Genomic DNA, 25908 nt, shown 5'->3' with positions numbered 1-25908 from the left:
ACTTATTTTATTTCCAAGGAGGGATAATTTCTGCTCTTTGGAGAGCTTTAAATACTACCACAAATACAGGTCCTATTATAAGTCCTAAAGCACCAAAAAGTTTTACACCTATAAACATAGATAAAAGCGTAACAAGAGGATGAAGACCGATACTCTGACCTACAATCTTAGGTTCTATCATCTGTCTTACAACTACTACCAAAATGTATAATATTAAAAGATATATTCCTACCATGTAATTTTTTATTATGATAATATTGTAAAGGGCCCATGGTATCATAACAGAACCAGAACCTAGTACGGGCAATGCATCTACAATGGTTACAAAAAGGCCCAATAAAAATGGATAGTCAAAGCCTATTATTACAAGACCAATGGATACTTCCAAAAATGTTATAAGCATTATTGCTGCTACTGCTCGAAGGTATCCGAAAAATGTTTTTAAAAGGTCTATCTGTATATTTTTTGCATGTTGTGCCCAATGGGATGGAATTTGCCTTTTTATAAAATCTAGTATAAGATTTTTATCCTTACTTATAAAAAAAGTAGCTACGAGTGTGATCAAAGTCATGAAGAAAAAATTAGGCAATTTTGTTGCAAGGTTCAAAAGCCATGTAGCAAGATTCTTTGCAAATAAAGATATATAATTTAAAATAGAATGCATGTTGCTTTCAATAAGGGAGGTAATATTTGGAGGCAATGATATGTAATAGGTCCTTATTCTGTCAACAAGATTTAAAATTGCATCATTAATAGTATTTGCGTAATTTGTGCTTATTTCTGCAAGAGAACTTAGCTCATATATAAGTTGTGTTACTATTATTGCAATAAGTGATCCTATCACACCTATTAATATCAAAAGTAAAATAAAGGATGCTAATCCTCTTGGCACCTTTAATTTCTTTTCCAAGAAATTTACTCCAGGATCAATTATTACAGCGAAAATCAAAGCCATTACAAACGGCATCAAAAAAGGAATAATTTTAAATATGACCAAATAAAATATAATAAAAACGGAAACAATAAGTATTATTTTTTTAATTATATCGCTGTATTTTAAATAATTGTTCACCCTATTAACCTCCTTTCACTTTATTATAATATGAGAATTAATGAAAGTCTATTGTAAAAATAAAAAATCCGCCGAAACGGATTTTTAAAGGGCGGTTTTTATTTTTGCTATTTCTTTTGACTTTTGCGCAAGTTCATGTCGCGTTATGATTCCTTTTTCTACCAACAAATCTATTAAGGAAAGTAATGCTAGCAAGTTTTGTACTCTGTATCTTTTATTTCCGCCAAATCTAAAAGATATTCTATTTCTCTCATTTTACATCTCTCCCAATATGTGCTTTAATTTAATTATTGACATATATTATAGAATTATACATACGAAATAAAAAAATTAGAGTTTGTTTGAAGTTTATGTTATAATATCACTGTACTTTTAAGTGAGGAGAGAAAATATGGACAAAAACGTACAAAAAGAAATATTAAGCTGGATATTTACTATAGCTCTCGCTTTCTTGATTGCTCTGTTTATAAGAACGTATGTTTTCGAATTGGTAGATGTACCCACAGGTTCAATGCTAGATACTATTCAGTTAAATGATAAATTCATTGTAAACAAGTTATATACAAATTTGAACCTGTAAAGCGAGGAGACATTGTAGTATTCCGCTTTCCTGACAACCCAAAGGTTAACTTTGTAAAAAGAGTGATAGGAATAGGTGGAGATGTAATTGAAATAAAAAATGGAGTATTAATAAGAAATGGCGAGGTGGTGGAGGAGCCTTATATAAAAGAACCAATGAAGGGAAATTTTGGCCCATATGTTGTTCCGCCTGGTCATTACTTTATGTTGGGAGATAATAGAAATGAATCTATGGATAGCAGATTTTGGCAGCATAAGTACGTATCTAAAGATCAAATTTTGGGTAAAATAGTCTTTAGGATATGGCCTCCTAATAGAGTTGGTTCTATGTCTGGAAAATAGCTATTGAAAGTAGTTTGATAAAGTAGTATAATATTAAAAAAATATGTCGGCAATGAAGGGACGAGTAGTAAGTATAAACTTTTAAGAGAGCTGGTGGTGGGTGCGAACCAGTAAGTTTTACTTATGAATTCCATCCCGGAGCTAAGGTGTAATGACCTTCGGGCGACCGTTAAATCATGTGGAGGCTTATTTAAGCCAAAAGAGGGTGGCAACACGGCATTCCCGTCCCTTTGTGGGACGGGAATTACTTTTAAAGGAGGTTGTTTGTATGATAGATGTAAAAAGAATAAGAGGCAATCCTGAAGCTATTAAGAGGGCTATTGAGCTTAAAAAGGACAAGGCGGATATAGATAAATTTTTAAAACTAGATGAAAGAAGAAGACAGATGTTAGTAGAATTAGAAGCATTAAAAAATAGGCGAAATGTAGAATCAGATAATATTGCAAAACTTAAAAGAGAAGGAAAAGATGTCAGCGACTTGATAGCTGAAATGAAAGAATTGTCCAGCAAAATAAAAGAAATGGAGCAAGAAGTAAAAGAGGTAGAAGAACAATTGGAGGGAATTTTGTGGACAATCCCTAATATACCTCATGAAAGTGTGCCAATAGGTGATAGCGATGAAGATAATGTTGAAGTAAGAAGATGGGGTGAACCGAGAAAATTTGACTTTGAACCAAAACCTCATTGGGAAATAGGAGAAGAACTGGATATTTTAGACTTTGAAGCTGCAGCGAGAGTAACAGGCTCAAGGTTCACTTTTTACAAAGGTCTTGGGGCTCGTTTAGAAAGGGCACTTATAAACTTCATGCTGGACTTACACGTTGAAAAACATGGGTATACTGAGGTGTTTCCTCCATTTATAGTACATAGAAGGAGTATGCTTGGCACAGGACAACTTCCTAAATTTGAAGAAGATGCTTTCAAGGTTTACGGTACTGATTATTTTTTGATACCCACGGCAGAAGTACCTGTAACCAATATGTACAGAGATACAATAATAGATGGTGACAAGCTTCCAATATATCATTGTGCTTATAGCGCATGTTTCAGACAAGAAGCAGGTTCCGCGGGAAGAGATACAAGAGGACTTATAAGGCAGCACCAATTCAACAAAGTTGAACTTGTCAAATTTACAGAACCAGACAAATCCTATGAAGAATTAGAAAAAATGACTAAAGATGCGGAAGAGGTTTTACAACTGTTGGGACTTCCTTATAGAGTGGTGGCCATATGCACAGGTGATTTAGGCTTTACTGCTTCAAAAAAATATGACATAGAAGTGTGGATGCCAAGCTATGGAAGATATGTAGAAGTTTCCTCTTGTAGCAATTGTGAAGATTTTCAAGCTAGAAGAGCTAATATAAAGTACAGACCTAAAGATGGAAGCAAAGCACAATATGTTCACACCTTAAATGGGTCTGGCGTCGCTGTAGGAAGGACCTTTGCTGCAATATTAGAAAATTATCAGCAAGAAGATGGTTCAGTTGTCATACCAGAAGTTTTAAGACCTTACATGAGAGTAGATATTATAAAGAAATAAATGTATATTGACAATACTGCTGGTGTATGATATACTTTATATCGTCCCAGCAGGGAGAGGTGTCCGAGTGGTTTAAGGAGCTGGTCTTGAAAACCAGTGACCCCGAGAAGGGGCCGTGGGTTCGAATCCCACCCTCTCCGCCATAAAATTAATATTTTTTATGAGCAACCAGTGTGGAGAAGTACCCAAGATGGTGAAGGGGCGGTCCTGCTAAGACTGTAGGTCGGGGATAACCCGGCGCGAGGGTTCGAGTCCCTCCTTCTCCGCCATTTTATTATGTGGTTGCTCTATTTTATTATTTTTTGTCTTTTCCAAGTATTACTGTCACATCTACTTTTACATCAGGTGATATATCTTTTTCTACATTGGTTATAAAAAGTGCTTTTGCAACTTTTTTAGCTTTTTCTTCATCTGTCCTTGCGTATACGCGAGAAGAATTGAAAGTCATACCGACTACATTTCCAATTTTCACAACATTGAAGCCTTCGTTTTTTAGAATTTCAGCGTATTTCGTGGCAAGTCCCGGTATTCCTGCACCGTTTAAAATTTCTATTTTTATGTTTTTATTTTCAAGTGAAGACGTAGTTGAAATATTTGAGTTTGAGACCTCATCGATGAAAAGTTCTTTTACTATTTCTTGAGTTTTTATACTATCTACAAAGAAATAACTGGTATTGCCCTCATATCCCCCTTCTCCAGGAAGCGCTATTGCATCTATAGTTGAAGGCTTATCTTTAATGAATTGATAAGCATATTGAGTTATTTCAGAAGCAGATAAGTCTGTTTTCAAATATTGACTTATTGTTATTGCTAAAGAAGGCACTTTTGGTAATATTGAAGGTTGCAGTATTTTTTTCAATAAAGCTTCGAGAAATTGATGCTGTGCCTTTATTCTTCCAAGGTCACCGTCTACATAACCATGTCTATATCTTATAAACTGGATTGCCTTTTCTCCATCTAATACTTGTCTGCCTTTTTTTAAATCTATATGAAGAGGGGGATTTGCACTATTGTCATCGTATTTCATGTTAAAAGGTACATCAACTTCTACTCCTCCAATTGTATCTATTATTTTTTTAAAACCTTCATAATTTAAAATTACATAATTATCAATTTTGATATTTAGTAAATTTTCTACTGCATTTTTTAACCCATCTATTTTTCTTCAGAAAATGCAGCATTTATTTTTTTCTCTTCTGGGGCGTTAAATCCAGGTCTTGGATAATATGTATCTCTTGGAATTGATAATATATTTATTTTTTTATTTAAAGGGTCATAATTTATTATTAAAATAGTATCTGATAAATTATTTTCATCACTGCCCACAAAAAGAATATTTTTTCTTTTTATATTTTCTATTTTGTTATTTTGAGATTTATTTTTGTTGACAGCAGAAGTATCTTTTTCATGAGAAGCAAGGCCGTGAATATTTTTATAAAATATATAAGTTCCCACACCAACGGAGAGGATGATACCTATCACAATAAAAATTATTATTTTCAATGTTTTTTTCATGGTTTTTCCTCCTATAACTATCATACCAATATTTTGTTTATATAATGAATATATAGCATTTTAGAAATTAAAAGTCAATTAATAGAATGTTACAAGTTATTAAATATTTATTAACTTTATTCTTCTTTCTTTATTTAACTTTCTTTATTTAAAGATACATGTCAAGGTTATGATATAATTAATAAAAAGAAAAGCTATAAAAAAAGGGGTGCTAAGTTTGAAAAAACCTAATATCTTTTTAATTTCTTTGATCATTTTAATTTTTGCGATTTTAGGAATTATTGTAAGTTTGGTAAACTTCATCGTAGATTTTCAATGGTTTTCTGATTTGCATTATCTTGATGTATTTTTTAAAAATTTTTGACTCAGTTTACAATGGGTGTGCCGATTTTCATTCTTGTATTTATGGTGTTGTACTTTTATGCAGACAAAATAATAAGAGATTATGTTAACTTTGCACAGGATATAATCGTTAAAAAGAATGTTAACATATATAGAAGAGTGGGTATTGTTGTTTCTTTATTAACTGCACTATTTATAACACTATATGCAGCAACAAATTGGTGGAATGATTTATTGTTTTTTGTAAATTCTGTAAATTTTAATGAAACTGACCCTATATTTCATAAAGATATTAGCTTCTATATGTTTAAGTTACCGCTTTTATATGATATTTATAATCTATTAATTGTGTTTATACCTGTGATGATAGTTGTCATAATAATTGCATATGGACTAATATACTTGTCTGACAAAACAAGGTTTTATGAAATTTCAGATAGAGACGGAAATTTATTTAAAGCCATTTATAACAAAGACATTTTAAGAAAAGCATTTAAAGAACTTGTACTTTTAGGATTTATCTTTTTTGTACTCATGGGCATAGGGTATTATTTAAAAACTTTTAAACTTTTGTATTCTACAAAAGGTATAGTTTTTGGAGCGACTTATACTGATATTCACGTTTCACTGCAGTTTTACAGGGCACTTGCAATAGTTTCTTTTGTAGCAGCAATTTTGCTTTTGGTAGGATTTTATAGGAAAAATATAAAATATATAGTTGCTGCTCCAGCTATTATAATAATTTTAGCAGCCATAATGGTGCTCACTGAAACAGCCGTTCAGAATTTAATTGTTTCTCCTAATGAGTTGGACAAAGAAAAAAAATATATAAACTATAACATAGAATACACAAAAAAGGCTTTTGGGTTAGATAGAGTAACAGAAAAAAATTATGATATGAAAAAAGAGTTAACTCCTAAAGTTTTGGAAGAAAATAAGGCTACTATTGATAATATAATGATTAACGACTATAGACCAGTTAAACAGGCGTATAATCAATTACAAGCGATAAGACTTTATTACAAGTTTAATGACATTGACATAGATAGGTATACAATAAATGGAAAGTACAGGCAAGTATTTTTAGCAGCAAGAGAGATGGACCATGAGAGCTTATCTCCTCAAGCAAAAACATGGATAAATTTGCATTTAAAATATACCCATGGCTACGGTGTAGTAATGTCTCTAGTCAATGATGTTACCCCAACAGGCCAACCGGCTATGATAATAAAAAACGTACCACCTTCTACCAATACTGATATAAAAATTGAGAGGCCTGAAATTTATTTTGGAGAACTTACTAACAATTATGCTATTGTAAATACGAAAACTGGAGAATTTGATTATCCTTCTGGAGACAAAAATGTCCAGACAAATTATAAAGGAACTACAGGTATACCTATGACATTTATAAATAGAATTCTTTTTAGCATATATACAGGGGATACAAGAATTTTATTGTCTGCTGATATAACAAAAGACAGTAAGATACTCATATATCGCAATATAGAGCAAAGGGTTTCTAAAATAGCTCCTTTTTTGCTCTATGACGATGACCCTTACATTGTAATAGATAATGGTAAACTATATTGGATAATAGACGCTTACACATATTCTACTAATTATCCGTATTCTCAGCCTTATGGAAGTATGGGAATCAATTATATAAGAAATTCTGTGAAGGTAGTTATAGATGCTTATAATGGGGATGTTAAGTACTATATTTCAGACAATAATGATCCTTTAGTAAAAGTATATAGCAAAATCTTCCCTACACTATTTAGAGATATAAAAGAAATGCCTCATGGTTTGAAACAACATATAAGATATCCTCAATTTCTATTTGACATTCAAGCAGAGGTTTATAAAAATTATCAGATGACTGACCCACAAGTGTTTTACAATAAAGAAGATGCATGGGATATTGCAAAAGAAAAATTTGAAGATAAAATAGAGTACCAAGAATCTCAATATATGATAATGAAGCTGCCAGGAGAAACTAAAGAGGAATACATTTTAATGATACCTTATACTCCTGCGACAAAAGCTAATATGGTGGCTTGGATGGCAGCAAGAATGGACGGAAAAAATTATGGTAAACTTATTGTATATAAATTTCCTAAAAATACCATTATTTATGGACCTTTGCAAATAGAAAACATGATTGACCAAGACCCTAATATTTCTAAAGAATTAAGTTTGTGGAACCAACAAGGCTCAACAGTCAATAGAGGAAATCTCCTTTCGATACCAATTGATGATTCTATGCTTTATGTAGAGCCTTTGTATATACAATCTCAAAATCAGAATGCGTTGCCAGAAGTAAAGAGAGTGATAGTAGCTTATAAAGACCAGATTGTAATGGAAGATACTCTAAAAAATGCTTTGAGTAAATTGTTTAACCTGAATGCTCAGCAAATATCTCAGCAAACTGTACCTTCGAATACAGCAAATGATACACAAAAGCAGCTTATAGAGAAGGCTCATGAAACATATCAAACGCTATGGAAGCAGTTAAGAATGGAAATTGGACTGATTTTGGGAAATACATGGATGAATTAAAGCAGATATTAAATGAATTAAATGAAAGTGTAAAAAAATAATGTAAGGGAAATAAAGCAAGTTACATTGCAATTAAAATTAAAATGTGTTATTATATATTATAGCTTAAGCGCCCGTAGCTCAATTGGATAGAGCGTTTGACTACGGATCAAAAGGCTGGGGGTTCGAGTCCCTCCGGGCGCACCAGAATTTAGACGAAGTTGATGGTATGCATTGTCTCGATATCATAGAAGGTGTGCAACCAAACTAGCAAAAAAAAATTTTAATTTTAGAGATTTTACAAGGGCCATCTTATGAATTAGTCTCACTAAATAGAATATATTGAAGGTAGGTATTTTCTGAATACCTGCCCTTTACTTTTGTTTAGAATTGATGTAATTATTAGAAATTTTATAAATCAACTAGCTAATAAGTTGATTAACTATGCTCGCTATAATATCTTTTCATTTTATACACTTATCTTTTTACTTAAGCATATAATATTATTGGTCAAAAAAATTATTATTGGAGGCTGAGCTATATGGAACTATCAATTGAGGAAATTAAAAATTATTTTGATTTCAATAATAAAAAAGACGATGGTCAAACTCATAACCATGAGTTTTTAGGTAGTACAAAATTAGCAGCAGAAGACAAAAAAAGAAAAGAAGGAAAAGAAGAACAACACAATCATCGCTTTGCAGGTGTCACCAGCCAAGTTATACCAGATGGTGATAGTCATGTTCATGCAATATTGGTCAGTACTGACTTCTATGAGGATCATCATCATGAGATAGGCGTAATAACTGGTCCTGCTATTGATGTTGGGGATAATAAGCATGTGCACTTTGTTGAAGGAAAAACTACTGTTGATGATGATCACTATCATGAATTCATTTTTGCTACCTTAATTGAAGATCCTATTTCTGATTTGAGCACTATTAATAATTTTATCATATTAAGATGACCATATTAAAAGCCCGGTTCAAGTCCGGCTAAAATTGTATTGTAAACTGCCTGTTATTCGGTTTTTTGACACGGACCTAGCTTTTTAGAGGCACTTGACACTACAATAATTCTCTGGTAAAATACCTTTATGCAGAAGACAAATAAAGGCCGTAGGTTGGTGGTATGATTAATAAATTCATGAAAGCTGCTATTTTAGAGGCGAATAAAAGTTACCAACTTAGAGAAGTACCTGTTGGAGCTGTTATTGTAAAAGATGATCAAATAATTGGAAGAGGATTTAACCAAAAAGAGGCTACAAATGATGCTACAGCTCATGCTGAGATAATGGCAATAAAAGAAGCTTGTAAAACTCTTGGCAGCTGGAGATTGGATGACTGTAGCATGTATGTCACCTTAGAGCCTTGTCCAATGTGTGCAGGAGCTATTTTAGAAGCACGTATAAAAAGAGTATATATTGGGACAGAAAGTGATAAATCTGGTGCTGCTGGTACAGTCATAAACCTTTTAAACAATCCTGATTTAGGAAGTAAAACAGAAGTATATTTTGGCATAATGGAAGATGAATGCAAGATGCTTTTAGAAAATTTCTTTAAGACTTTAAGAGAATAAGTGCGGAGAGATGGCTGAGTGGTCGAAAGCGCTCGCCTCGAAAGCGAGTGGGCGAATTTTTCGCCTCGCGAGTTCGAATCTCGCTCTCTCCGCCATAAAATAGACGTGGAGAGATGACCGAGTTGGTCGAAGGTGCACGACTGGAAATCGTGTGTACCCCCTAAAAGGGGTACCGAGGGTTCGAATCCCTCTCTCTCCGCCATTTACACAAATTTTCAAAGCGAAAAAATCGTAGGTTACAGCAAATAAACTCTTACAGAAACCGCAAAAACACGACTGAGTGAAAAAAATTGAATAACCTACAAAGAATCGTGTCGGCACGACCACCCCAATTAATGGCAAAAGAGGGGGTGGCTTTTTTGTTACTTAAATTCGCAATACAGGAATTTCTTGAGGACAGAAAGTTTAAAAACCTAACAGAAATAACAGTAAAGGGCTATGAAAGAAGTTTAAAGGCTTTTCATGACTACATCATACAGCAACACCAGATACTTAATATCGAAGACGTTCGACCCTATCACATCAAAGCCTATCTCTCCTACAGGAAGAAAGAACGGGAAAACAATGCCGAAACCATCAACCACGAAATACGCAATCTCAAAGCATTTTTCAACTACTTTGTGAAGGAGAGAGTGATAAATGAAAACCCCGTAACTGTACCTGTACAAAAAACAGACACCAAAATTGAGACCTTCACAGACTACCATGTACGCCAGATGTTGAGGTATTATCGAAAACAAAAGCAGAGGGGAGACAGTTTTTATGCCTATAGGGGATACATCATGATTCTAATTCTTTTAGGTACAGGAATACGGCTGGGAGAGATGTGTAATCTCAGATGGAAAGATATTGATTTTGTCAACGCAAAAATGACGGTGATAGGTAAAGGCAGGAGACAGAGGACTATCCCCCTAACAGACAATTTGAAGAAAGAGTTAATGGAGTGGAGATTCTATGTAGAAAAGAAGCTAGGGAATATGACTGAGGATAGCTTTGTTATTCCTACACAGACAGGGAAAAGATTGAATGAAAATTCAGTGAAGACCTTCTTTCAGAGGCTTAAAAAAATTATGAACTTCAGAGATGTGAGACTATCACCACACACCTTCAGACACACATTTGCAAAGCAGTGGATTTTGAGTGGTGGTGATGTCTTCTCATTGCAAAGAATTTTGGGACACAGCACTATTGAAGTGACAAACAAGTATGTGAACTTATTCGGCAGTGCACTAAAGGAACAGAATGATAAGTTTAATCCTTTGAATAACATGGATTTGTGAGGACGGGGGTGAAAGAAGACTTATGCCTTCAAAGGTAGTTATAAGGGTTGAAATTGAGGAAGACCATTTAAAACGGTTATCCAACCTCTTAGAAAGGGATAAAACACATATAGAGGACAAAGAGAGGATTGCTTTGTTTCACATTCTGTCGGGGAAAGATAGTCTCTATCAAAACATTGACAAGATTTATGACTTTGAAGACCACACAATAAAACCAGAGTGTTTAGATGATGGCGAATGGACAAGCGAAGATAAAAAACTAATTGCATTGGCATTCAATCTTTACAACAACTACAAAACAACGCCTTTAGAGGTATTTTCGGAACTGAGTAAGGATTCCTTCCTATTGGCATTGACAGGCATTGTAGAAAGAATTTATGGGTAATTTTCAAGGGAAGTCCTCTAAAAGGACATCCTTATGAGGTGCTTTAAAGGGGGTCGTAAGTTGCGACTTCCTTCCTATAGGCATTGGTGGGTATTGTAGAGAGGATTTACGGTTGATAAAAAGGGTTGCAATTTGCAACCCTCTTCTCTTAAACTTAAGTAACAAAAAGTGGACAGGTTAAATTACTGTCCACTTTTTGTTTTGTTGGTTATCTTTACCTCTGCAGTACTTTGCAACGCCTTTACCTCACAGTGCTTTACAATGCCTTTACTTAACAGTACTTTGCGATGCTATTGCTATTCTCTCGTACCTGCATATTAAAACTGAGGAACTTACACCCATATTATACAATGGGTATTGGGAATTGTCAAGAGGAGGTGGCTTTAAAAATGACAAGGTTGGAATTCTTACGTAAAACAAAGGGCTTTACTCAACGGGAGTTTGCAGAAAAATTAGGTATTCATCCTACAATTGTTTCACAGGTCGAGAAGGGATTCAGAAAGCCTTATCCGAAATTTTTACAAAAAGCGGCTGAAATTTTAGAGGTTGAAGTAACCGACCTAGTTGATGAGAAAAACAATTTACTGTTGTCGGAGGAAGATTTTATTACCATTCCACTAAGGAAGGGGGATTGAGGTGAAATTAACACCACTTCAAGCTATTAGGAAGAAGTGTTTACAATGTAGCAATAATCAGCCAAAGGAGGTGGAACTTTGTCCAATCAAAAGCTGTCCTTTATATCCGTTTCGCTTTGGAAAAACACAGGATGACCCTAACAAAAAATAAACGTATACATGCCTTCCCTTTGATTTGGTGTTATATTCCAGCCTTGTATATCGCTTAAATACTGGTATACAAGGTTGGAATAATTTACAAAAATCGAATTTTTGGAGATAAAACTTTGGGGATACATTTATATCTCCCACACATTAGTTTTGAAAACTATTTTGGAGGTGGTAGGATGAAATACATTATTCAAAATCCGATTACAGGTAAAAAGGTACTTACGGGAGAGTTGATAAGCGATACCTTCTACAAGAGGGTGAAATCAAGCCAAAAGTTGCGGATTTTGGACTCATACGGAATAGAAGCGAGTGTTATAGAGGATTTGAAAAGAAGAGGATGTAAAAAAATCGTCCTCATAGAGGACGGCAAGAAAGAGTATAGTGTGTCTTTTAACACCTTTTACACCAAAGCAATTAGGGAAACTTTTGGAAAATCTTCATACCAGTTTTATCTCCCTATGAAGTACTGGGAAAAAGCAAATGAAGAACAGCAAGGAGTACAATTGGTTATTAACCTCTAAAATCCTTTAGGAAGGAGAATGCTTGTGGATATTAGCACTCTCAAGAAAAAAATCGATATAGTGAACATCATTTCTCACTATGTGGAGTTAAAACGGGAGGGGACAAGCTACAAAGGGCTTTGTCCCTTCCATCCTGACACTAACCCTTCTTTTAGCGTATCACCTGAAAGACAAATTTTCAAGTGTTTCGGCTGTGGAGTTAGTGGTGATGTTTTTGACTTTGTCCAGAGGATAGAGAACTGCACATTCGAGGAAGCAGTTAGGAAGGTGATAGAGATGGCAGGAATTAATGAACCTCTTCCTATAGGAAAGGGAACAGAAGAATGCAAAGAAGATTTTTCAAAATTTGTGGAGGAAGCACATAAAAATATTGACAAAACCGATTACCTTTCAAAGCGAGGCATTAGCGAAGCATTAATCAAAAAGTATCATATCGGTTTTGATGGGGAAGGGGTTATTGTACCTCTTTCCTATAGGGGTGAAATTGTAGGTTATGTGAAGAGGTTTATTGAGGGAGAGAGACGCTATTACAACCCCAAAGGAGTGAAATTAGTACCGTTTAACATAGATGTAAAGCAGGATGTCGTCTTTGTAACAGAAGGGATATTTGACGCCTTAGCAGTAGAAGAAGCTATTGGCTTATCCGCTATAGCTTTACTAGGTAGCCAAAACCACAATGTTTTGTTGGAAAATTTAAATTGCGACCATTACATCATCATGCTTGATAACGACGAAACAGGGCAAAAACAAGCTTTAGAATTGTATAACAAGCTAAAAGAAAGAGGCAAGAAGGTGACTTTATTTGACAGCAGTCTCTACCCCGCAGAAATTAAAGACCCCAATGAGTGGCTTGTGAAGGATAAAAACGCCTTTAAAAAGGTTTTGGACTTATACATTACAATTGCGAGGAAGCCGTATTCCCTTAAAGCACTAACGTTAAACTACCAAAATACCTTTAGGGCAGGGAAATATAGCCTATCCCTACAGGAATAAAAGCTATAGACGATGTTTTAGAAGGCGGTTTAAGAAAAGGCATGTTTTACACCATTGGTGCAATGCCAGGGACAGGTAAGAGTAGCTTGTGCATTCAAATAACTGATTCACTAGCAAAAGCAGGCTATAACGTCATATATGTCTCTGTGGAAATGTCAGAGTATGAAATTCAAACAAAATTATTTGCAAGAGAATTTACTTTGACCCGCTTAAAGCAGGGCTTTCCTGAAAAAAAGCATGTGCTTATTCAAACTGAACTTTTAAAAGGTCACATTGCCGATAGGGATAAGCTTATTGCCTTCAATGGAATCATTAAGGAGTATATCAACAAAGTAGGTGAAAGGATTCACATTGTCTTTACCACTTCCTTAAATGAGGTTAGAAAAGCGGTTGAAATAGAACCTAACAGCATTTTAATTGTGGACTACCTCCAAAAGCTACAGCCTAGCAATAAATATCAGACAGACAAGCAACGCATAGACGCAGTGTTAAGCGAATTAAACGAGATTAAAAATAGGTTTGAGATACCTATCCTGCTTGTCTCAAGCATAAACAGACAAAGCTACAATAGTGAAAGCGAAATGTCGGCTTTTAAAGAAAGCGGAACTATTGAATACGACACAGCAGGGGCTTTTGTGATGACAACAAAGAAGGATGAAAGCAACAAAAAAGACTCATCGGAGAGGATGAACTGAAGGGAGTTTACAAACATGTCTACTTAGAATGTGTGAAAAATCGCTATGGGCGGGTAGGAGAAAGGAGGGAATTGGTGTTCTATCCCCTATTCAGCCATTTTGAAGAAAAAGAAGGAGGTATTGAAGATGAGTTATTTAGTGGACGCTAATTTAGTTATTAATCCTATCTTCCCTTTACGCCATGTGCTACCCGAAATATTAAACGGCAAGGAGGTAAAAAGAGAAGACGGAACAGTATTCACACCATTAAGGTGGCAGTATAAAACAGCAGACGGTGGAGAAGTAATTATCGTTTCGAGTAATAAACTCACTCCATTTGACAGCATGGTTTACAGAACCATTATCACCTATAGGCAGGAAAAAGGAATTAAAGAAAACCATTTTGAAATACCTGTCAACTATATTATGCAAAAAACGGGGTTAAATTTCAATAAGACAGTAGAACGAGAGAGAATTGAAAAATCTCTCCTAAAGCTAATGGACACCCATATTTTAATCGAAAGGTACCTCAAGAAAACCGAGGGGAAAAACATAAGAGAAAAAACATACTTCAACCTGTTAAGCGGTTTTGGTTATCGCCAACCCGAAACAAAAAAAGGAAGAGGACATGTGAAGAAAATACATGTACAGCTACCACAGGTTTTATGTGACAACTTAGATAATGGATATGTAGCTAGAGGCGAAATCGAAACGCTTAAAAAAGTCCTAAAAAGTCCTCTAGAGACAAGGATTTACGACCTCCTAACGGTAAGATGTGCAAAAGGACAGGAATACATCAGAAACTTTACCGCTTTTTGTAGAGAGGATGTGGCAATGGAAAAGGGAGAAGACGGCAAAAAGGAAGTGTTGAAAGCATTAGATAACATGAAAAAGAAAGGCATAATTGATTACAGCGTTGATGAAAACAACAATTTAAGGATAAAACTTCTTTAAACCTATATACCCCTAAGGGTATATCAGAATTGGAAAAAATTAATCTGTAGGAATTACTAGCCGAAAACTGTAGGAATTACCTAGCTAAAACTGTAGGAATTACCCCCGTAAAACTGTAGGAATTACCTTCTTTTCGAGACCGCAAACCCGCATGAATACTGAGTTTTTCTCTCTTAAAATTTAAAATATAAAATTTAAAAGAGAATTCCTCCCTATAGGTCGGAATTCTTGATATACCCCCTATACAAATATGCCACTAGGGAGGAGAGAAGATACCCCCACATGAGAGAGAGACAGCCACAAAAGTGAGGATGTGTTTCTTCTCCCTAGAGGCTTACTTCACACAGGAGGTGATTACAAATGGAACTAGACTTACTGGGGCTTACACCACAACCCCGCCGCAGGATGAACCCTATTGAAAAGGCGATGACAAAAACAGCGAGGGAGTGGGAGAAAATCAGAAACAACGCAAAAACAGATATGGAATGGATGTACTACAACGCTTTAAAGCGGTTGAGGGAAGCAATCGACAGGAAGCACAAGCTTGACATTGAACTATGGGCTTTCAATGTTTCTTCCCTAGAGGAGAAAATATCTGAAAAGTCCCGATAAGGATTTTTTACAGAACCTTAACAACCTTAACACTCAGGTGGGGAACATTAACAACCTTAACACTCAGGCAAGGAAGCGTAACAACCGTAACATTCACCGAATTAATTGAGAGAGAAGCAACAAAAAGAAGACAAATTTTGTGTTTAGGTATAAAATAAGTGGCGAGGTGGTTAAAGTGGCGAAGAATTACAAAAGACAACAAGGGCTTACAATTGAACAGCTAAACGCCATCGACCTATTAGTTATGGGCATGACAGACCAAGAAGTAGCCGATAAGGTAGGAGTAAACAGAGTAACGGTAACAAGTTGGAGATTATATGACCCTTACTTTCAGGCTGAACTTAACAAGAGGCGGAAAGAGGTATGGGGTGCAAGTATAGACAAAATGAGAAGCTTGATACCGAAAGCATTAGAGACTGTTGAAAATGCAATTAAACAGGGCGATGTAAAAACAGCATTGGAGTTTTTAAAGATGGCAGGAATGGGAGATGTGTTTGTAGGCAATATTGGAGAAGATGAACCAGAGAAAATAATCGAGAGACTTGCTAGAGAGAGAGAAAGTAAGGCACTATTCGAACAAGATACTTTAAGCAGGAAAGTGTATAAGGAATCCGTATTGGATGAGTTGAATGAGTTGGCGGATAGGTTATTAAGACTGCAGCAGGCAGGGTACTCAAAATGAGAGTACCTTTTTTGTTATGCAGAGGTGGGGATGGTAATGGAGTTATTAAATGATTATTATTGGCTTTTGCAGAATATCAAGAGTTATAAGAAAATGCTATCACAGTTAGAAGCAGACGCTAAAAAATACAAGCAACAAGGCTTATTGAAAAAGATAGAGGAACTACAAAACCTCTATGAGACAAAAATACAGGAAAGCCTTGAGAAGCAAAGAAAAATAGAGGAGGCTATTGAATGCCTACAAGGTGTAGAAAAGCAAATTATACTTTTGCGGTACAAAGAAAATAAGACATGGGAAGAAATAAGCTATGAAGTGAATTATAGCTATTCACAAGTACATAGAATACACAGAAAAGCATTGGAAAAGCTTAAGGAAGCTTAATTGATGACCTCGTATTTTGCGGGGTCACTACACACGCCTTTAAATCGATTTTAAGAAGAGTTAAACGGTAGAGACATAAAATAATATGTCTCTGTTTTTAAAAACGATTCTGGGCAAATTTGACCGCCATTTTCCTTTCTAGAGGCTGAAGGAATTTTGGGGCGGTAACTTACCGTATCAACCTTTCCTTTGTAAGGATGTTCCAAGTTAGAACACCCTTGCAAGGGTGCGGTGACTTACCGCATCATCCTTTCTCCTAGTGGCTTATGGATGTGAACAGTGGTTGTGACTTTCACACTTTAAAGTATGCAATTATACGAAATCACCATTTTGTATAATTATTTTTATCCAATTACCTATTGCCAATACGTTTTTTCTATGGTATACTTAAAATGCACTCACTAAAGAAAAGAAAATAGTGGGTGGTCGTGTCGAAAAGGGAAAAAGGTGGAGAAAGATTTAGAATATCCAAAAAATGTCTAACTGGAAATCGTGTGTACCCCCTAAAAGGGGTACCGAGGGTTCGAATCCCTCTCTCTCCGCCATTTTTATCGATTTTCATTTTGTAAGAATCTTGTGTTATATTGGATGGTCTATTACAGTTTGAATACAAGTCTAGGTAAAAAAACAGAAACAACACAATCATTGCCAAGTAGTGTGTGAAAAGTGGAAGATGGAATACTCGGGCCGTACTAGATGGGGAGGTAGCGGTGCCCTGTAACCTGCAATCCGCTATAGCAGGGTTGAATTCCCAGGCTGAGCCTGACCATTGTAAGGTCTGGCATAGGTAAGTGGCGTTGATACTTGAGTCCTGCGCAACGGAAACTTGTGAACCCCGTCAGGTCCGGAAGGAAGCAGCGGTAAGCAAGCACTTCCGTGTGCCGCAGGGGCGCTTGAGTGGAGCTAACTGCTTATGTAACGCTTATGATGGCAGGTCGAAGCTGGGTGTACGGCCTTTTATTTTTGCCTATATATTTTAAAGACTTTAAAAGTGCCGATGCTTGAAATGCACTTATTCTGAGTTTTTATAAAGTTATTCAGAATGAGTGTATTATTTTTTTATGGGTTTTTATCTACCTTACTTAATAATTTTTCTAGGATACATATTTTACAAAATTCTTCTCAAAATTTCTATTTAACTTTTTATGGCTTTTATCCGAAATAATATAAAAAGTCGTTTTCTATAAAAGAAGAAAGACGGGGGATTTTATGATTAGTAATTATAATAAAAAGTTATTTTTTGTTTTATTTGGTTTTTCGATGACTGTTTATGCATTATCTATTGTACATTTTTTATCAGGATTTGAAAATAAAATTTTCATTGGGGGTGTAATTTTATTAATTTCGATGGGTTTATCTGCTATTTTGTCTAAAGTGTTGTCTCGACCCCTTGAAAAATTAAATGAAGGGGTAAAAAAAATAGCAGATGGTGATTTTAATTTTCGCTTAAATATTACCAACTCAAAAGAATTTGCAGAATTATCGAAAAATCTAAATTTTGTGGCAACGGAGTTGTCGCAAAGTTATATAAAACTAAAAGAGCAAACTGAAAATTTAATGCGTCAAAACAAAGAATTGCAAGAATTTAATGCGGAGTTGGAGGCTTCGTATGAACAATTAGAAGCTTTAGCTCACGAGCTAGAAGTTTCTGAAAGAAAGTATAGATTGTTAGTTGATAATATTCGGGATATTCTGTGGTTGACAGACAAAAATTTTATTATTGAATTTGTAAATTCGAGAGTTGTAAGATATTTAAATTATACACCTCAAGAGTTAATAGGGAAAAGCCTTTTGGAGATTGTGGATGAAGAAAGTAAAGAGACGTTAAAAGAGATGATGGCAGGGAAAATCAATTTTTCGGAGATTAATTTTAAAAGTAAAGAAGGCTTACTGGTCATAACAGAAACTCATGTGAAAAGGCTTAAAACTGATGGAGAGGTAGTAGGAATACAAGGAATTTCCCGGGATATTACAGAGGTTTATCATGTTAAACAGCAAATAGCTGAAAAAAACAATGAAATATTAGCCATTAACGATGTAGGAAAGCTTTTGACATCAGGAAGTGACATGAAGGAAGTGTTAAATGCGATCGTGGAAAAAGTAGCAAATATGCTCAATTCACCGCTGTGTACCATAAGAGAGTATGATAAAAAGTCTCAAAAATTTATATTGCTTATAAAAGGGGGAGAGCTTAGAAACTATCCTATTTTAAATGAAATAGAATTGCCACGAGAGGATATGAATGATTTAATAAATTTGAAAGAAATAAAAATAAAGAGGGTTGAGGAATTTCCACATGATAAAAATTTAGCTCCTATTTTTGCTGCTAAAGAAGTCTTTTCAGCTGTTATTGTTCCTTTGGTTTCAAGAAATGAGACAATTGGAATATTAACTGTATGGACCTCTACTAAAACAGTAAAAAACATGAGCTTGTTGAGGTCGATAGCGAGTGCAGTTTCTGTTGCAATTGAGAATTCTAGGCTTTATGATGAGGTCAAAAAATTATTTATAAAAACGATAGAAGCTCTTGCTTATGCAGTTGAAGCGAAAGATGTTTACACCAAAGGGCATTCAATGAGAGTATCTCAATACGCGGCGTTGATAGGGGAATATATAGGGCTTTCAAGAGAAAAAATAGAACAACTTAGAATTGCTGGGATATTGCATGATGTAGGAAAGATAGGTACTTCGGATGCTATTCTTTTGAAGGCGGGAAAACTTACAGATGAAGAATATAAAGTAATTAAAAGTCATCCAGAGATATCAAGAAAAATTTTGATGCCTATAGATCTACCAGAAGAGATATTAGAGGCTGTTTCAAAGCATCATGAGCGATATGATGGGAAAGGTTATCCTTATGGGTTAAAAGGAGAGGAAATTCCTATAGAAGCAGCAATTCTTGGCGTGGCGGATGCTTTTGATGCCATGACTTCAGATAGGTCTTACAGAAAGGGAATGAATGTTGAAGAAGCGATAAATGAGCTTTTAAAATATAAAGGAACGCAATTTCACCCTGAAGTAGTAGATGCTTTTATTTCTCTTTACATGAATGAAAAGCACAAATTAGAAGAGATAAAAAATCAAGTTTTTTCAAATGCTTCTTAAAAGATATAGAAATATATCTTTTTTTTGTTACAATTGAAGATAATGAGGTGTTAAAGTATGTATCAGTCTTTATATAGAAAGTACAGGCCTAAAAGCTTTAAAGAGGTAGTAGGGCAGGAGCATATTGTAAAAACTTTAAAAAATCAAATAAAGCTTAATAGGATAGGGCATGCTTATCTTTTTACAGGTACAAGAGGTACAGGAAAAACCAGTATAGCCAAAATTTTTGCAAAGGCAGTTAATTGCTTAAATAATACAGAGGGAGAGCCTTGCAATTCTTGTGATATTTGCCACGCTATAAATAACAACACTACTATGGATGTTTTAGAGATTGATGCTGCTTCTAATAACAGTGTAAATGATGTAAGAGAGCTAAGAGAGTCTGTAATTTATGCTCCTTCTCAAACAAAGTACAAAGTATATATAATTGATGAAGTGCATATGCTTTCTACAGGGGCTTTTAACGCTCTTTTAAAAACATTAGAAGAACCCCCTTCTCATGTGATTTTTATTCTTGCTACGACTGAACCAGATAAATTGCCTGATACTATTTTGTCACGATGTCAGAGGTTTGACTTTAAAAGAATACCTACACGGTTAATTGCTCAAAATCTTGATAGAATTTGTAATGACAGTGGAATAAAAATCGAAGATAAAGGACTTAAAACTATTGCCCTTTATGGAAATGGTTCTATGCGAGATGCGATAAGTCTACTGGAGCAATGCATATCTTACAAAGAAGGTTTTATAACTTATGAAGATGTATGTGAAATGTTAGGCGTAGCTAATGATGAAATGCTATTTTCCCTTTTAGATTATATAAACGCTAAAGATGTAGCAGCTTCTTTGAAACAGTTAGATAAAATTTTATCTTATGGAATAGACTTAGGAAATTTTTTAAAGTCTTTAACTTATATTCTAAGAGATATGGTCCTTTACAAAACAGGAGGAGAAGAATTAAAAGAAATTTTGTATAGCAATGCAGAAACGATAAAAGAAAAAGTGCAAAACTTTGGCACTGCTTTTTTGACTAATGCTTTAGAAAAATTCACAAATCTTCAACGAGAAATTAAATATGCTATATCTCCGTTAACTCTTTTAGAAATAACTATTTTGAGGTTGATAAAACCGGAGATTTCTTATGATATGTTGAGCTTGTTATCAAGGGTGGAGCAAATAGAGGATAAATTAACAAAAGGCCAATTTTTTTTAAAAGAAGAAAAAGAAGAAGATGAAAATAAGGAGAGAAATACTTTACCAAAAAAGAAAAAACAACAACAAATAATAGAACAAGAGGATATAGATCTAGAAAAAGTTTGGATTGAAGTAAAAGAGACGATAAAAAAGAAAGAATAGCCTTGTACGCTTTTATAGAAAAAGGAACTCCTTATTTTAAAAATGGTACAATTGTGGTAGAATATCCTGAAGAGAATGCTTTATTTAAAGAGGAATTGAACAAAGCGGAAAACAAGAGTTTTATTGAAGAAATAGTAAAAAAACTGGTTGGTAAATCAATCCGTTTGAAGTTTGAATTAAAGAAAAATGAAGAAGAATTATTGGTTCAGCAAGTTAAAGAGTTTTTTGGCGAAGATATAGAGATAATATAATTTTCACAAATAATTCAAAAAAGCATATAAATGTTTTTAGAATAAATTTTAGGAGGTTAAATTATTATGGCAAAAGGAGGATTTCCGGGCGGGTTTAATATAAATAATATGATTAAACAAGCCCAGCAAATGCAAGAAGAAATAAAAAAAATGCAAGAACAATTAGTACAAAAAACGGTGGAAGCTACTGCCGGTGGTGGAATGGTAAAAGCAGTTGCTAATGGCAGAAAAGAGCTTGTAAGTATTGAAATAAACCCTGATGTAGTAGACAAAGAAGATGTTGAAACGCTGGAAGACCTTGTATTAGCTGCGGTTAATCAAGCTTTGAGAAATGCAGAAGAAATGATCGCTTCTGAAATGGCAAAGATAACTGGAGGATTAAATATTCCTGGACTGTTTTGAGGTGAAAAAATGGGCTATTATTCGGCATCTTTAGCAAAACTTATAGAAGAACTGTCAAAGTTGCCTGGTATAGGTCCTAAGACAGCGCAAAGGCTTGCTTTTTTCATAATAAACATGCCGACAGAAGAGGTAAAAAGTTTATCTCAATCGATTATAGATGCTAAAGAAAAAATAAAGTATTGTAAAATTTGTTACAACATAACTGACACAGAGGTATGTAACATATGTAGTGATGAAGAAAGAGATAATTCTCTTATATGTGTTGTCTCTCATCCTATGGACGTTGTGGCAATGGAGAAAATACGAGAATATAAAGGAGTGTATCATGTACTCCATGGTGTTATTTCCCCAATAGAAGGGATAGGACCAGAAGATATAAAAATTAAAGAACTTTTAGACAGAGTAAAAAATGGGAATGTAAAAGAAGTAATACTTGCTACAAATCCTGATATAGAAGGAGAAGCAACTGCAATGTACATTGCTAAGCTACTCAAGCCATTAGGAGTAAAGGTTACAAGAATTGCCCATGGAGTGCCAGTGGGCGGTGACCTTGAATACACTGATGTTGTGACTCTTTCAAGGGCTTTAGAAGGTAGAAGGGAATTGTAAAGGGTATTGCATTTTTCTTTGTAGTTTATTATAATAAATTATGACAAATTTGAGAAGGCGATGGAGCTCGCCGTAAATGCGGAAACGCTAATGGCTCCTATTAGGATGACAGGCCTAATAGGAGTTTTTTATTGTCTAAAAATGTAAATAGAAAGGGAGATTTTCATGGAATACATTTATATGGGGGTTGGAGGATTTTTTGGAGCAGTACTCAGATACTTAATAACAATTTACTTTACAAAAATGCATCATACGGTGTTTCCCATTGAAACTTTTATGATAAATATTTTAGGTTCGTTTTTATTAAGTTTTATCACAAATTTTACTATGGATAAATACAAGATAAATACTAATTTGAGGTTAGCGATAACAACAGGATTTATTGGAGCTTTTACGACATTTTCTACTTTTAGCATGGAAACAATAAATTTATTAAAGGCGAGGGAAATTTATATTGCTTTAAATTATGTGATTTTATCAATAATAGGAGGACTTTTAATGTCATATTTAGGATTTGAATTTGCTGACAAAATATTTGAGTTTCTTAAGGAGAGGGAAAAGGAATGATTAAAAGTACATTGTATGTTGGAATTGGAGGATTTTTTGGAGCAATATTGAGATATGAAATATCACGGCATATAAAAGAAAAGCGACAGATAATTATTCCAATCGAAACTTTCATTATAAATGTATTAGGTTCGTTTTTATTAAATTTTTTATCAAGTCCTAAAATAAATGTAAATTTAGACGATGATGTTAAACTTTTTTTAACAACAGGATTCCTAGGTGCTTTTACAACATATTCAACTTTTTCTCATGAGACAATAGATTTAATTAAAAACAAAAATATTTTCAAGCCTTTAAGTATATGGCCTTAACAATTGTATTTGGGCTAATAGGAGGAGTGGTGGGATATTATATCGGAAATTGTGTGGGAAATTTAATTTGATTGGTGTATAATAGATATCAGTAGAAAATAAATATCAGTTAGGAGGAATAAAATGTGAATTTAAATTATAACGATCTCCTGTCTGCTATATCTTTGGCTCTTGATGTTCAAGAGTATAAAAACATGGGACATGCAAGAAGAGTGGCTTATATATCTTTAAGGATTGCAAAAATGTTGAATTTAAATGAAGAAGATATAAAAAAATATATTATTCTGCCTTTTTGCATGATATAGGAAAAGGAGATGTATATGAAGACTTTAACACGGATGAATGGTGGAAACACAGCGTGAGAGGCAGTGAAGTTGTAAAGAAGCTTCCCTTTGGAAAACATTTTTCAGAGATTATAAGATATCATCACGAAAATTACGATGGCAGTGGATATTTTAAACTGAAAGGAGATGCTATTCCGTTAGGAGCCCAAATCATTTTTATAGCTGATCAATTGGATATACGATACACATCATTGATTGGAAAAGAAAGGGAGTATAATATTCGGAATAATATCAAAGAATTTATAAAAAATAGTTCTGGTAAAATGTTCAATCCTTTGGTTGCAAATGCTTTATTTGAGCTTACAAGGCAAGAAAAATTTTGGCTTGATTATAAATATTTTGATATAAAAAGTATATTAAAAACAATTGAACCTAAAGATACGATTTCAATAGAAATTGATGAATTAGAAGATATAGCAGAGGTTTTTGCGCAATTATTGATAATAGAAGCAGATTTACATATAACCACTCAAAAGGTATTTCAGATTTAGCATATCACATGGCTAAAGTGATAGGCTATGATGAAGAAACAAGAAGGAAAATAAAAATTGCAGGTTTGCTCCATGACCTTGGAAAGCTAGCTGTACCTAATTTTATTCTTGACAAACCAGACAAGCTTACTGAGGAAGAATTTATGGTTATAAAATCTCATACCTATTATACTAAAAAAATACTCAAAGAAATAGGAGGAATAGATGATATAGCCGAATGGGCTGCAAATCATCACGAAAAATTAGATGGAAGTGGATATCCTGAGGGATTAAAAGGCGACGAAATTGGAGAGATTGATAGGCATATAGCAGTATGTGATATGTATCAAGCATTGACAGAAGACAGGCCGTATAGAAAAGGTCTTGAACCTAAACAGGCTATAGATATTATTGCAAGATCAGTAAAAAATAACAAAGTAAGTAGAAAATCTTTAGAAATTTTAAAAGAAGTAGTGTGTTGATGTATACTCAACCGTATTTAAGGAAATAATACGGTTGAGGAGGTATATTATGGGAATGCTTTTTGATTATTTAAAAGAAATAGCGGTAACAAAAAATATATATGACTATAATAGCGAGAACTATCAATTAGTAAATGAAGTAAAGCAAACGATAAAAGAATTGAAAGATGCAGAAATTTATTTTCAAAATGTTACAGACCCTGATTTAGTAGATTATGCTATATATCGGTTAGAGAGTTTAAAGAGAAAGTACATATATTTGCTAAAAAGAGCAAGAGAAGAGGGAATAAATTTTGATAATTTTAGCTCTCTTTTATCATAAATTGTCCTTCCCCTAAGTATAAATATAACAGTATAAACTCTTAGGGGGTTTTTATATGAACATAAGCATTGAATACAATATAATTATTGCTTATCTAATAGGCTTATTTCTCCTTTACTTTTTAGGTTGGCTATTAGTTGTGCCAAAAAAAATTTTGTTAAAAATTATAATAAATGGAATTATTGGTGGATTCATTTTGTTAATTATAAATTTGTTAGGAAAATCCATTGGATTATATATAGCTATAAATCCTGTTACTGCTCTTGTTGCAGGTTTTTTAGGTATTCCTGGGATAATTCTTTTGATAATTCTTCAGTATATTGCTTGAAGCTGATACAAAAATAAACAGTTTAAAAATCCTCCTTTTTGAAATAATAATTTATGAAAAACAAATAAAAGGAGGATTTTTATGACTGTCAAAAGTGATATGGAAAAGGCTATTGCAACAGCACAAGCTGCCCTTGGAACTTATGCGCAGTTTGCAAGCTCCACAGAGGACCCTGCTGCAAAACAAATGTTCCAGCAAATGCAACAAGATATGCAAAGACACGTTACTATGCTCACTAATAGGTTAAATTATATAAATAACCATAACAAACTTAATCAACAGTCTCAAGCTACTCAACAAACAACTCAGCAGAATCAACAAAATGTTCTTACTAATAAAAAATAGTTTTTGGAGGCCTTGTGCCTCCACTCTATTTTACTACAATGTTTACACCGATTTAAACTCATAAAAATGAGGATTATGATGCAATAATAAGATATATTCAATTAAATAGCTGTTATTTGGGTTTAATGAATATTTTTAAGTGTTGTTATTGATATATATTTGTGATATAGTATATACACGCAAGAGCGATTTGTTGTGTAGAAATTCAATCTGTTAGTTACAAATTTCCATGATATAAGG

At 34.0% G+C, this 25908-nt stretch carries 22 protein-coding genes, 6 tRNA genes, 1 other RNA gene, 5 pseudogenes, 1 riboswitch and 1 other annotated feature; of the genes and pseudogenes, 32 read left to right on the top strand and 2 right to left on the bottom strand.

What is annotated here, in order from left to right; all coding sequences use genetic code 11:
* Window positions 1-7: 7 nt before the first annotated feature.
* Window positions 8-1072 carry a sporulation integral membrane protein YtvI gene (gene ytvI, locus JCM7501_RS10560; RefSeq protein WP_028992430.1) on the bottom strand — a complete coding sequence of 355 codons (1065 nt, stop codon included), beginning with the start codon at window positions 1070-1072 and terminating at the stop codon, window positions 8-10.
* Window positions 1073-1463: 391 nt separating this feature from the next.
* Between ytvI and lepB the strand changes: the two are divergent.
* The 4 genes and pseudogenes from lepB (at window position 1464) to JCM7501_RS10540 (ending at window position 3802) form a co-directional block, all read left to right on the top strand.
* A pseudogene (gene lepB, locus JCM7501_RS10555) lies at window positions 1464-1993 on the top strand (signal peptidase I).
* Window positions 1994-2036: 43 nt separating this feature from the next.
* Window positions 2037-2226 (top strand) — a binding site (T-box leader).
* 35 nt (window positions 2227-2261) lie between these two features.
* Window positions 2262-3533, top strand: coding sequence for a serine--tRNA ligase (gene serS, locus JCM7501_RS10550; RefSeq protein ID WP_028992428.1), 1272 nt, complete (start codon window positions 2262-2264; stop codon window positions 3531-3533).
* 53 nt (window positions 3534-3586) lie between these two features.
* A tRNA-Ser gene (locus JCM7501_RS10545) sits at window positions 3587-3676 on the top strand.
* Window positions 3677-3708: 32 nt separating this feature from the next.
* Window positions 3709-3802 (top strand) — tRNA-Ser (locus tag JCM7501_RS10540).
* Between the two features lie 26 nt (window positions 3803-3828).
* On the opposite strand, the pseudogene JCM7501_RS10535 reads toward JCM7501_RS10540, so the two are convergent.
* Window positions 3829-5048: pseudogene (locus JCM7501_RS10535) on the bottom strand (LCP family protein).
* A 381-nt stretch (window positions 5049-5429) separates the two neighbouring features.
* On the opposite strand from JCM7501_RS10535, the gene JCM7501_RS10530 reads away from it, so the two are divergent.
* The 28 genes and pseudogenes from JCM7501_RS10530 to JCM7501_RS10400 all read left to right on the top strand — a co-directional run bounded on the left by JCM7501_RS10530 (window position 5430) and on the right by JCM7501_RS10400 (window position 25668).
* Window positions 5430-7952, top strand: a complete 2523-nt coding sequence (locus JCM7501_RS10530; protein ID WP_256201406.1) for a UPF0182 family protein — start codon at window positions 5430-5432, stop codon at window positions 7950-7952.
* Between the two features lie 109 nt (window positions 7953-8061).
* A tRNA-Arg gene (locus JCM7501_RS10525) sits at window positions 8062-8138 on the top strand.
* A 334-nt stretch (window positions 8139-8472) separates the two neighbouring features.
* Entirely contained in the window at window positions 8473-8898 is a 426-nt protein-coding gene (locus JCM7501_RS10520) for a YmaF family protein (protein WP_054644870.1), read from the top strand.
* Window positions 8899-9062: 164 nt separating this feature from the next.
* Window positions 9063-9509, top strand: coding sequence for a tRNA adenosine(34) deaminase TadA (tadA, locus tag JCM7501_RS10515; RefSeq protein ID WP_013149559.1), 447 nt, complete (start codon window positions 9063-9065; stop codon window positions 9507-9509).
* Between the two features lie 4 nt (window positions 9510-9513).
* A tRNA-Ser gene (locus JCM7501_RS10510) sits at window positions 9514-9604 on the top strand.
* 12 nt (window positions 9605-9616) lie between these two features.
* Window positions 9617-9711: transfer RNA gene (locus JCM7501_RS10505), tRNA-Ser, on the top strand.
* Between the two features lie 148 nt (window positions 9712-9859).
* The gene (locus tag JCM7501_RS10500; RefSeq protein WP_256201405.1) at window positions 9860-10789 is read left to right on the top strand and encodes a tyrosine-type recombinase/integrase; all 930 of its coding nucleotides are present in this window, start codon (window positions 9860-9862) and stop codon (window positions 10787-10789) included.
* A 22-nt stretch (window positions 10790-10811) separates the two neighbouring features.
* On the top strand, window positions 10812-11174 hold the full coding sequence (locus JCM7501_RS10495) for a DUF6075 family protein (RefSeq protein ID WP_028992424.1): 363 nt from the start codon (window positions 10812-10814) through the stop codon (window positions 11172-11174).
* 389 nt (window positions 11175-11563) lie between these two features.
* Window positions 11564-11809, top strand: coding sequence for a helix-turn-helix domain-containing protein (locus JCM7501_RS10490; protein ID WP_051421926.1), 246 nt, complete (start codon window positions 11564-11566; stop codon window positions 11807-11809).
* Between the two features lie 326 nt (window positions 11810-12135).
* Window positions 12136-12480, top strand: a complete 345-nt coding sequence (locus JCM7501_RS10485) for a hypothetical protein (protein ID WP_051421925.1) — start codon at window positions 12136-12138, stop codon at window positions 12478-12480.
* A 24-nt stretch (window positions 12481-12504) separates the two neighbouring features.
* Entirely contained in the window at window positions 12505-13473 is a 969-nt protein-coding gene (locus JCM7501_RS10480; protein ID WP_054644869.1) for a CHC2 zinc finger domain-containing protein, read from the top strand.
* 41 nt (window positions 13474-13514) lie between these two features.
* On the top strand, window positions 13515-14168 hold the full coding sequence (locus JCM7501_RS10475) for a DnaB-like helicase C-terminal domain-containing protein (protein WP_054644868.1): 654 nt from the start codon (window positions 13515-13517) through the stop codon (window positions 14166-14168).
* Window positions 14169-14294: 126 nt separating this feature from the next.
* Window positions 14295-15101: a replication initiator protein A gene (locus JCM7501_RS10470; protein WP_028992422.1), complete on the top strand. Its 807-nt coding sequence runs from the start codon at window positions 14295-14297 to the stop codon at window positions 15099-15101.
* Between the two features lie 360 nt (window positions 15102-15461).
* Window positions 15462-15713, top strand: coding sequence for a hypothetical protein (locus tag JCM7501_RS10465; protein ID WP_028992421.1), 252 nt, complete (start codon window positions 15462-15464; stop codon window positions 15711-15713).
* Between the two features lie 139 nt (window positions 15714-15852).
* The gene (locus JCM7501_RS10460) at window positions 15853-16395 is read left to right on the top strand and encodes a hypothetical protein (protein WP_156202118.1); all 543 of its coding nucleotides are present in this window, start codon (window positions 15853-15855) and stop codon (window positions 16393-16395) included.
* Between the two features lie 36 nt (window positions 16396-16431).
* On the top strand, window positions 16432-16776 hold the full coding sequence (locus tag JCM7501_RS10455; RefSeq protein WP_051421924.1) for a sigma factor-like helix-turn-helix DNA-binding protein: 345 nt from the start codon (window positions 16432-16434) through the stop codon (window positions 16774-16776).
* A 449-nt stretch (window positions 16777-17225) separates the two neighbouring features.
* A tRNA-Ser gene (locus JCM7501_RS13025) sits at window positions 17226-17321 on the top strand.
* A gap of 142 nt (window positions 17322-17463) precedes the next feature.
* Window positions 17464-17729, top strand: an RNA gene (gene ffs, locus JCM7501_RS12775) — signal recognition particle sRNA large type.
* A gap of 256 nt (window positions 17730-17985) precedes the next feature.
* Window positions 17986-19881 (top strand): HD domain-containing phosphohydrolase, encoded by a 1896-nt coding sequence (locus JCM7501_RS10450; RefSeq protein WP_028992419.1) that lies wholly within the window; start codon window positions 17986-17988, stop codon window positions 19879-19881.
* Window positions 19882-19938: 57 nt separating this feature from the next.
* A pseudogene (gene dnaX / locus JCM7501_RS10445) lies at window positions 19939-21488 on the top strand (DNA polymerase III subunit gamma/tau).
* Window positions 21489-21554: 66 nt separating this feature from the next.
* On the top strand, window positions 21555-21890 hold the full coding sequence (locus tag JCM7501_RS10440) for a YbaB/EbfC family nucleoid-associated protein (RefSeq protein ID WP_012994215.1): 336 nt from the start codon (window positions 21555-21557) through the stop codon (window positions 21888-21890).
* Window positions 21891-21899: 9 nt separating this feature from the next.
* Window positions 21900-22499 (top strand): recombination mediator RecR, encoded by a 600-nt coding sequence (gene recR / locus JCM7501_RS10435; RefSeq protein WP_013149562.1) that lies wholly within the window; start codon window positions 21900-21902, stop codon window positions 22497-22499.
* A gap of 47 nt (window positions 22500-22546) precedes the next feature.
* Window positions 22547-22606: riboswitch (Fluoride riboswitch) on the top strand.
* A 58-nt stretch (window positions 22607-22664) separates the two neighbouring features.
* On the top strand, window positions 22665-23066 hold the full coding sequence (gene crcB / locus JCM7501_RS10430) for a fluoride efflux transporter CrcB (RefSeq protein WP_013149563.1): 402 nt from the start codon (window positions 22665-22667) through the stop codon (window positions 23064-23066).
* Window positions 23063-23448, top strand: a pseudogene (gene crcB / locus JCM7501_RS10425) (fluoride efflux transporter CrcB). Before crcB (JCM7501_RS10430) ends, crcB (JCM7501_RS10425) begins: the two are co-directional and overlap by 4 nt.
* 54 nt (window positions 23449-23502) lie before the next feature.
* A pseudogene (locus JCM7501_RS16000) lies at window positions 23503-24673 on the top strand (HD-GYP domain-containing protein).
* Window positions 24674-24722: 49 nt separating this feature from the next.
* The gene (locus JCM7501_RS10410; RefSeq protein ID WP_012994220.1) at window positions 24723-24995 is read left to right on the top strand and encodes a DUF2508 family protein; all 273 of its coding nucleotides are present in this window, start codon (window positions 24723-24725) and stop codon (window positions 24993-24995) included.
* Window positions 24996-25050: 55 nt separating this feature from the next.
* Complete coding sequence (locus JCM7501_RS10405) at window positions 25051-25323, top strand: pro-sigmaK processing inhibitor BofA family protein (RefSeq protein ID WP_028992415.1); 273 nt, start codon at window positions 25051-25053, stop codon at window positions 25321-25323.
* 81 nt (window positions 25324-25404) lie between these two features.
* Window positions 25405-25668: a DUF1657 domain-containing protein gene (locus JCM7501_RS10400; RefSeq protein WP_028992414.1), complete on the top strand. Its 264-nt coding sequence runs from the start codon at window positions 25405-25407 to the stop codon at window positions 25666-25668.
* Window positions 25669-25908 lie beyond the last annotated feature (240 nt).

Source organism: Thermoanaerobacter thermocopriae JCM 7501 (assembly GCF_001310975.1).
GTDB classification, from domain to species: domain Bacteria; phylum Bacillota; class Thermoanaerobacteria; order Thermoanaerobacterales; family Thermoanaerobacteraceae; genus Thermoanaerobacter; species Thermoanaerobacter thermocopriae.
The sequence above is the reverse complement of the archived record's forward strand: the minus strand, read 5'-3'. Positions and strand labels throughout refer to the sequence as shown.

Excerpts from the sequence above, each read along its gene's own strand:
- JCM7501_RS10520 (WP_054644870.1), top strand. The coding sequence starts at position 8,473 with ATGGAACTATCAATTGAGGAAATTAAAAATTATTTTGATTTCAATAAT.
- JCM7501_RS10475 (WP_054644868.1), top strand. The coding sequence starts at position 13,515 with ATGTTTTACACCATTGGTGCAATGCCAGGGACAGGTAAGAGTAGCTTG.
- tadA (WP_013149559.1), top strand. The coding sequence starts at position 9,063 with ATGATTAATAAATTCATGAAAGCTGCTATTTTAGAGGCGAATAAAAGT.
- JCM7501_RS10490 (WP_051421926.1), top strand. The coding sequence starts at position 11,564 with ATGACAAGGTTGGAATTCTTACGTAAAACAAAGGGCTTTACTCAACGG.
- crcB (WP_013149563.1), top strand. The coding sequence starts at position 22,665 with ATGGAATACATTTATATGGGGGTTGGAGGATTTTTTGGAGCAGTACTC.
- JCM7501_RS10470 (WP_028992422.1), top strand. The coding sequence starts at position 14,295 with ATGAGTTATTTAGTGGACGCTAATTTAGTTATTAATCCTATCTTCCCT.
- JCM7501_RS10405 (WP_028992415.1), top strand. The coding sequence starts at position 25,051 with ATGAACATAAGCATTGAATACAATATAATTATTGCTTATCTAATAGGC.
- JCM7501_RS10450 (WP_028992419.1), top strand. The coding sequence starts at position 17,986 with ATGATTAGTAATTATAATAAAAAGTTATTTTTTGTTTTATTTGGTTTT.
- JCM7501_RS10485 (WP_051421925.1), top strand. The coding sequence starts at position 12,136 with ATGAAATACATTATTCAAAATCCGATTACAGGTAAAAAGGTACTTACG.
- JCM7501_RS10400 (WP_028992414.1), top strand. The coding sequence starts at position 25,405 with ATGACTGTCAAAAGTGATATGGAAAAGGCTATTGCAACAGCACAAGCT.
- JCM7501_RS10410 (WP_012994220.1), top strand. The coding sequence starts at position 24,723 with ATGGGAATGCTTTTTGATTATTTAAAAGAAATAGCGGTAACAAAAAAT.
- serS (WP_028992428.1), top strand. The coding sequence starts at position 2,262 with ATGATAGATGTAAAAAGAATAAGAGGCAATCCTGAAGCTATTAAGAGG.
- JCM7501_RS10495 (WP_028992424.1), top strand. The coding sequence starts at position 10,812 with ATGCCTTCAAAGGTAGTTATAAGGGTTGAAATTGAGGAAGACCATTTA.
- JCM7501_RS10465 (WP_028992421.1), top strand. The coding sequence starts at position 15,462 with ATGGAACTAGACTTACTGGGGCTTACACCACAACCCCGCCGCAGGATG.
- JCM7501_RS10440 (WP_012994215.1), top strand. The coding sequence starts at position 21,555 with ATGGCAAAAGGAGGATTTCCGGGCGGGTTTAATATAAATAATATGATT.
- recR (WP_013149562.1), top strand. The coding sequence starts at position 21,900 with ATGGGCTATTATTCGGCATCTTTAGCAAAACTTATAGAAGAACTGTCA.
- JCM7501_RS10455 (WP_051421924.1), top strand. The coding sequence starts at position 16,432 with ATGGAGTTATTAAATGATTATTATTGGCTTTTGCAGAATATCAAGAGT.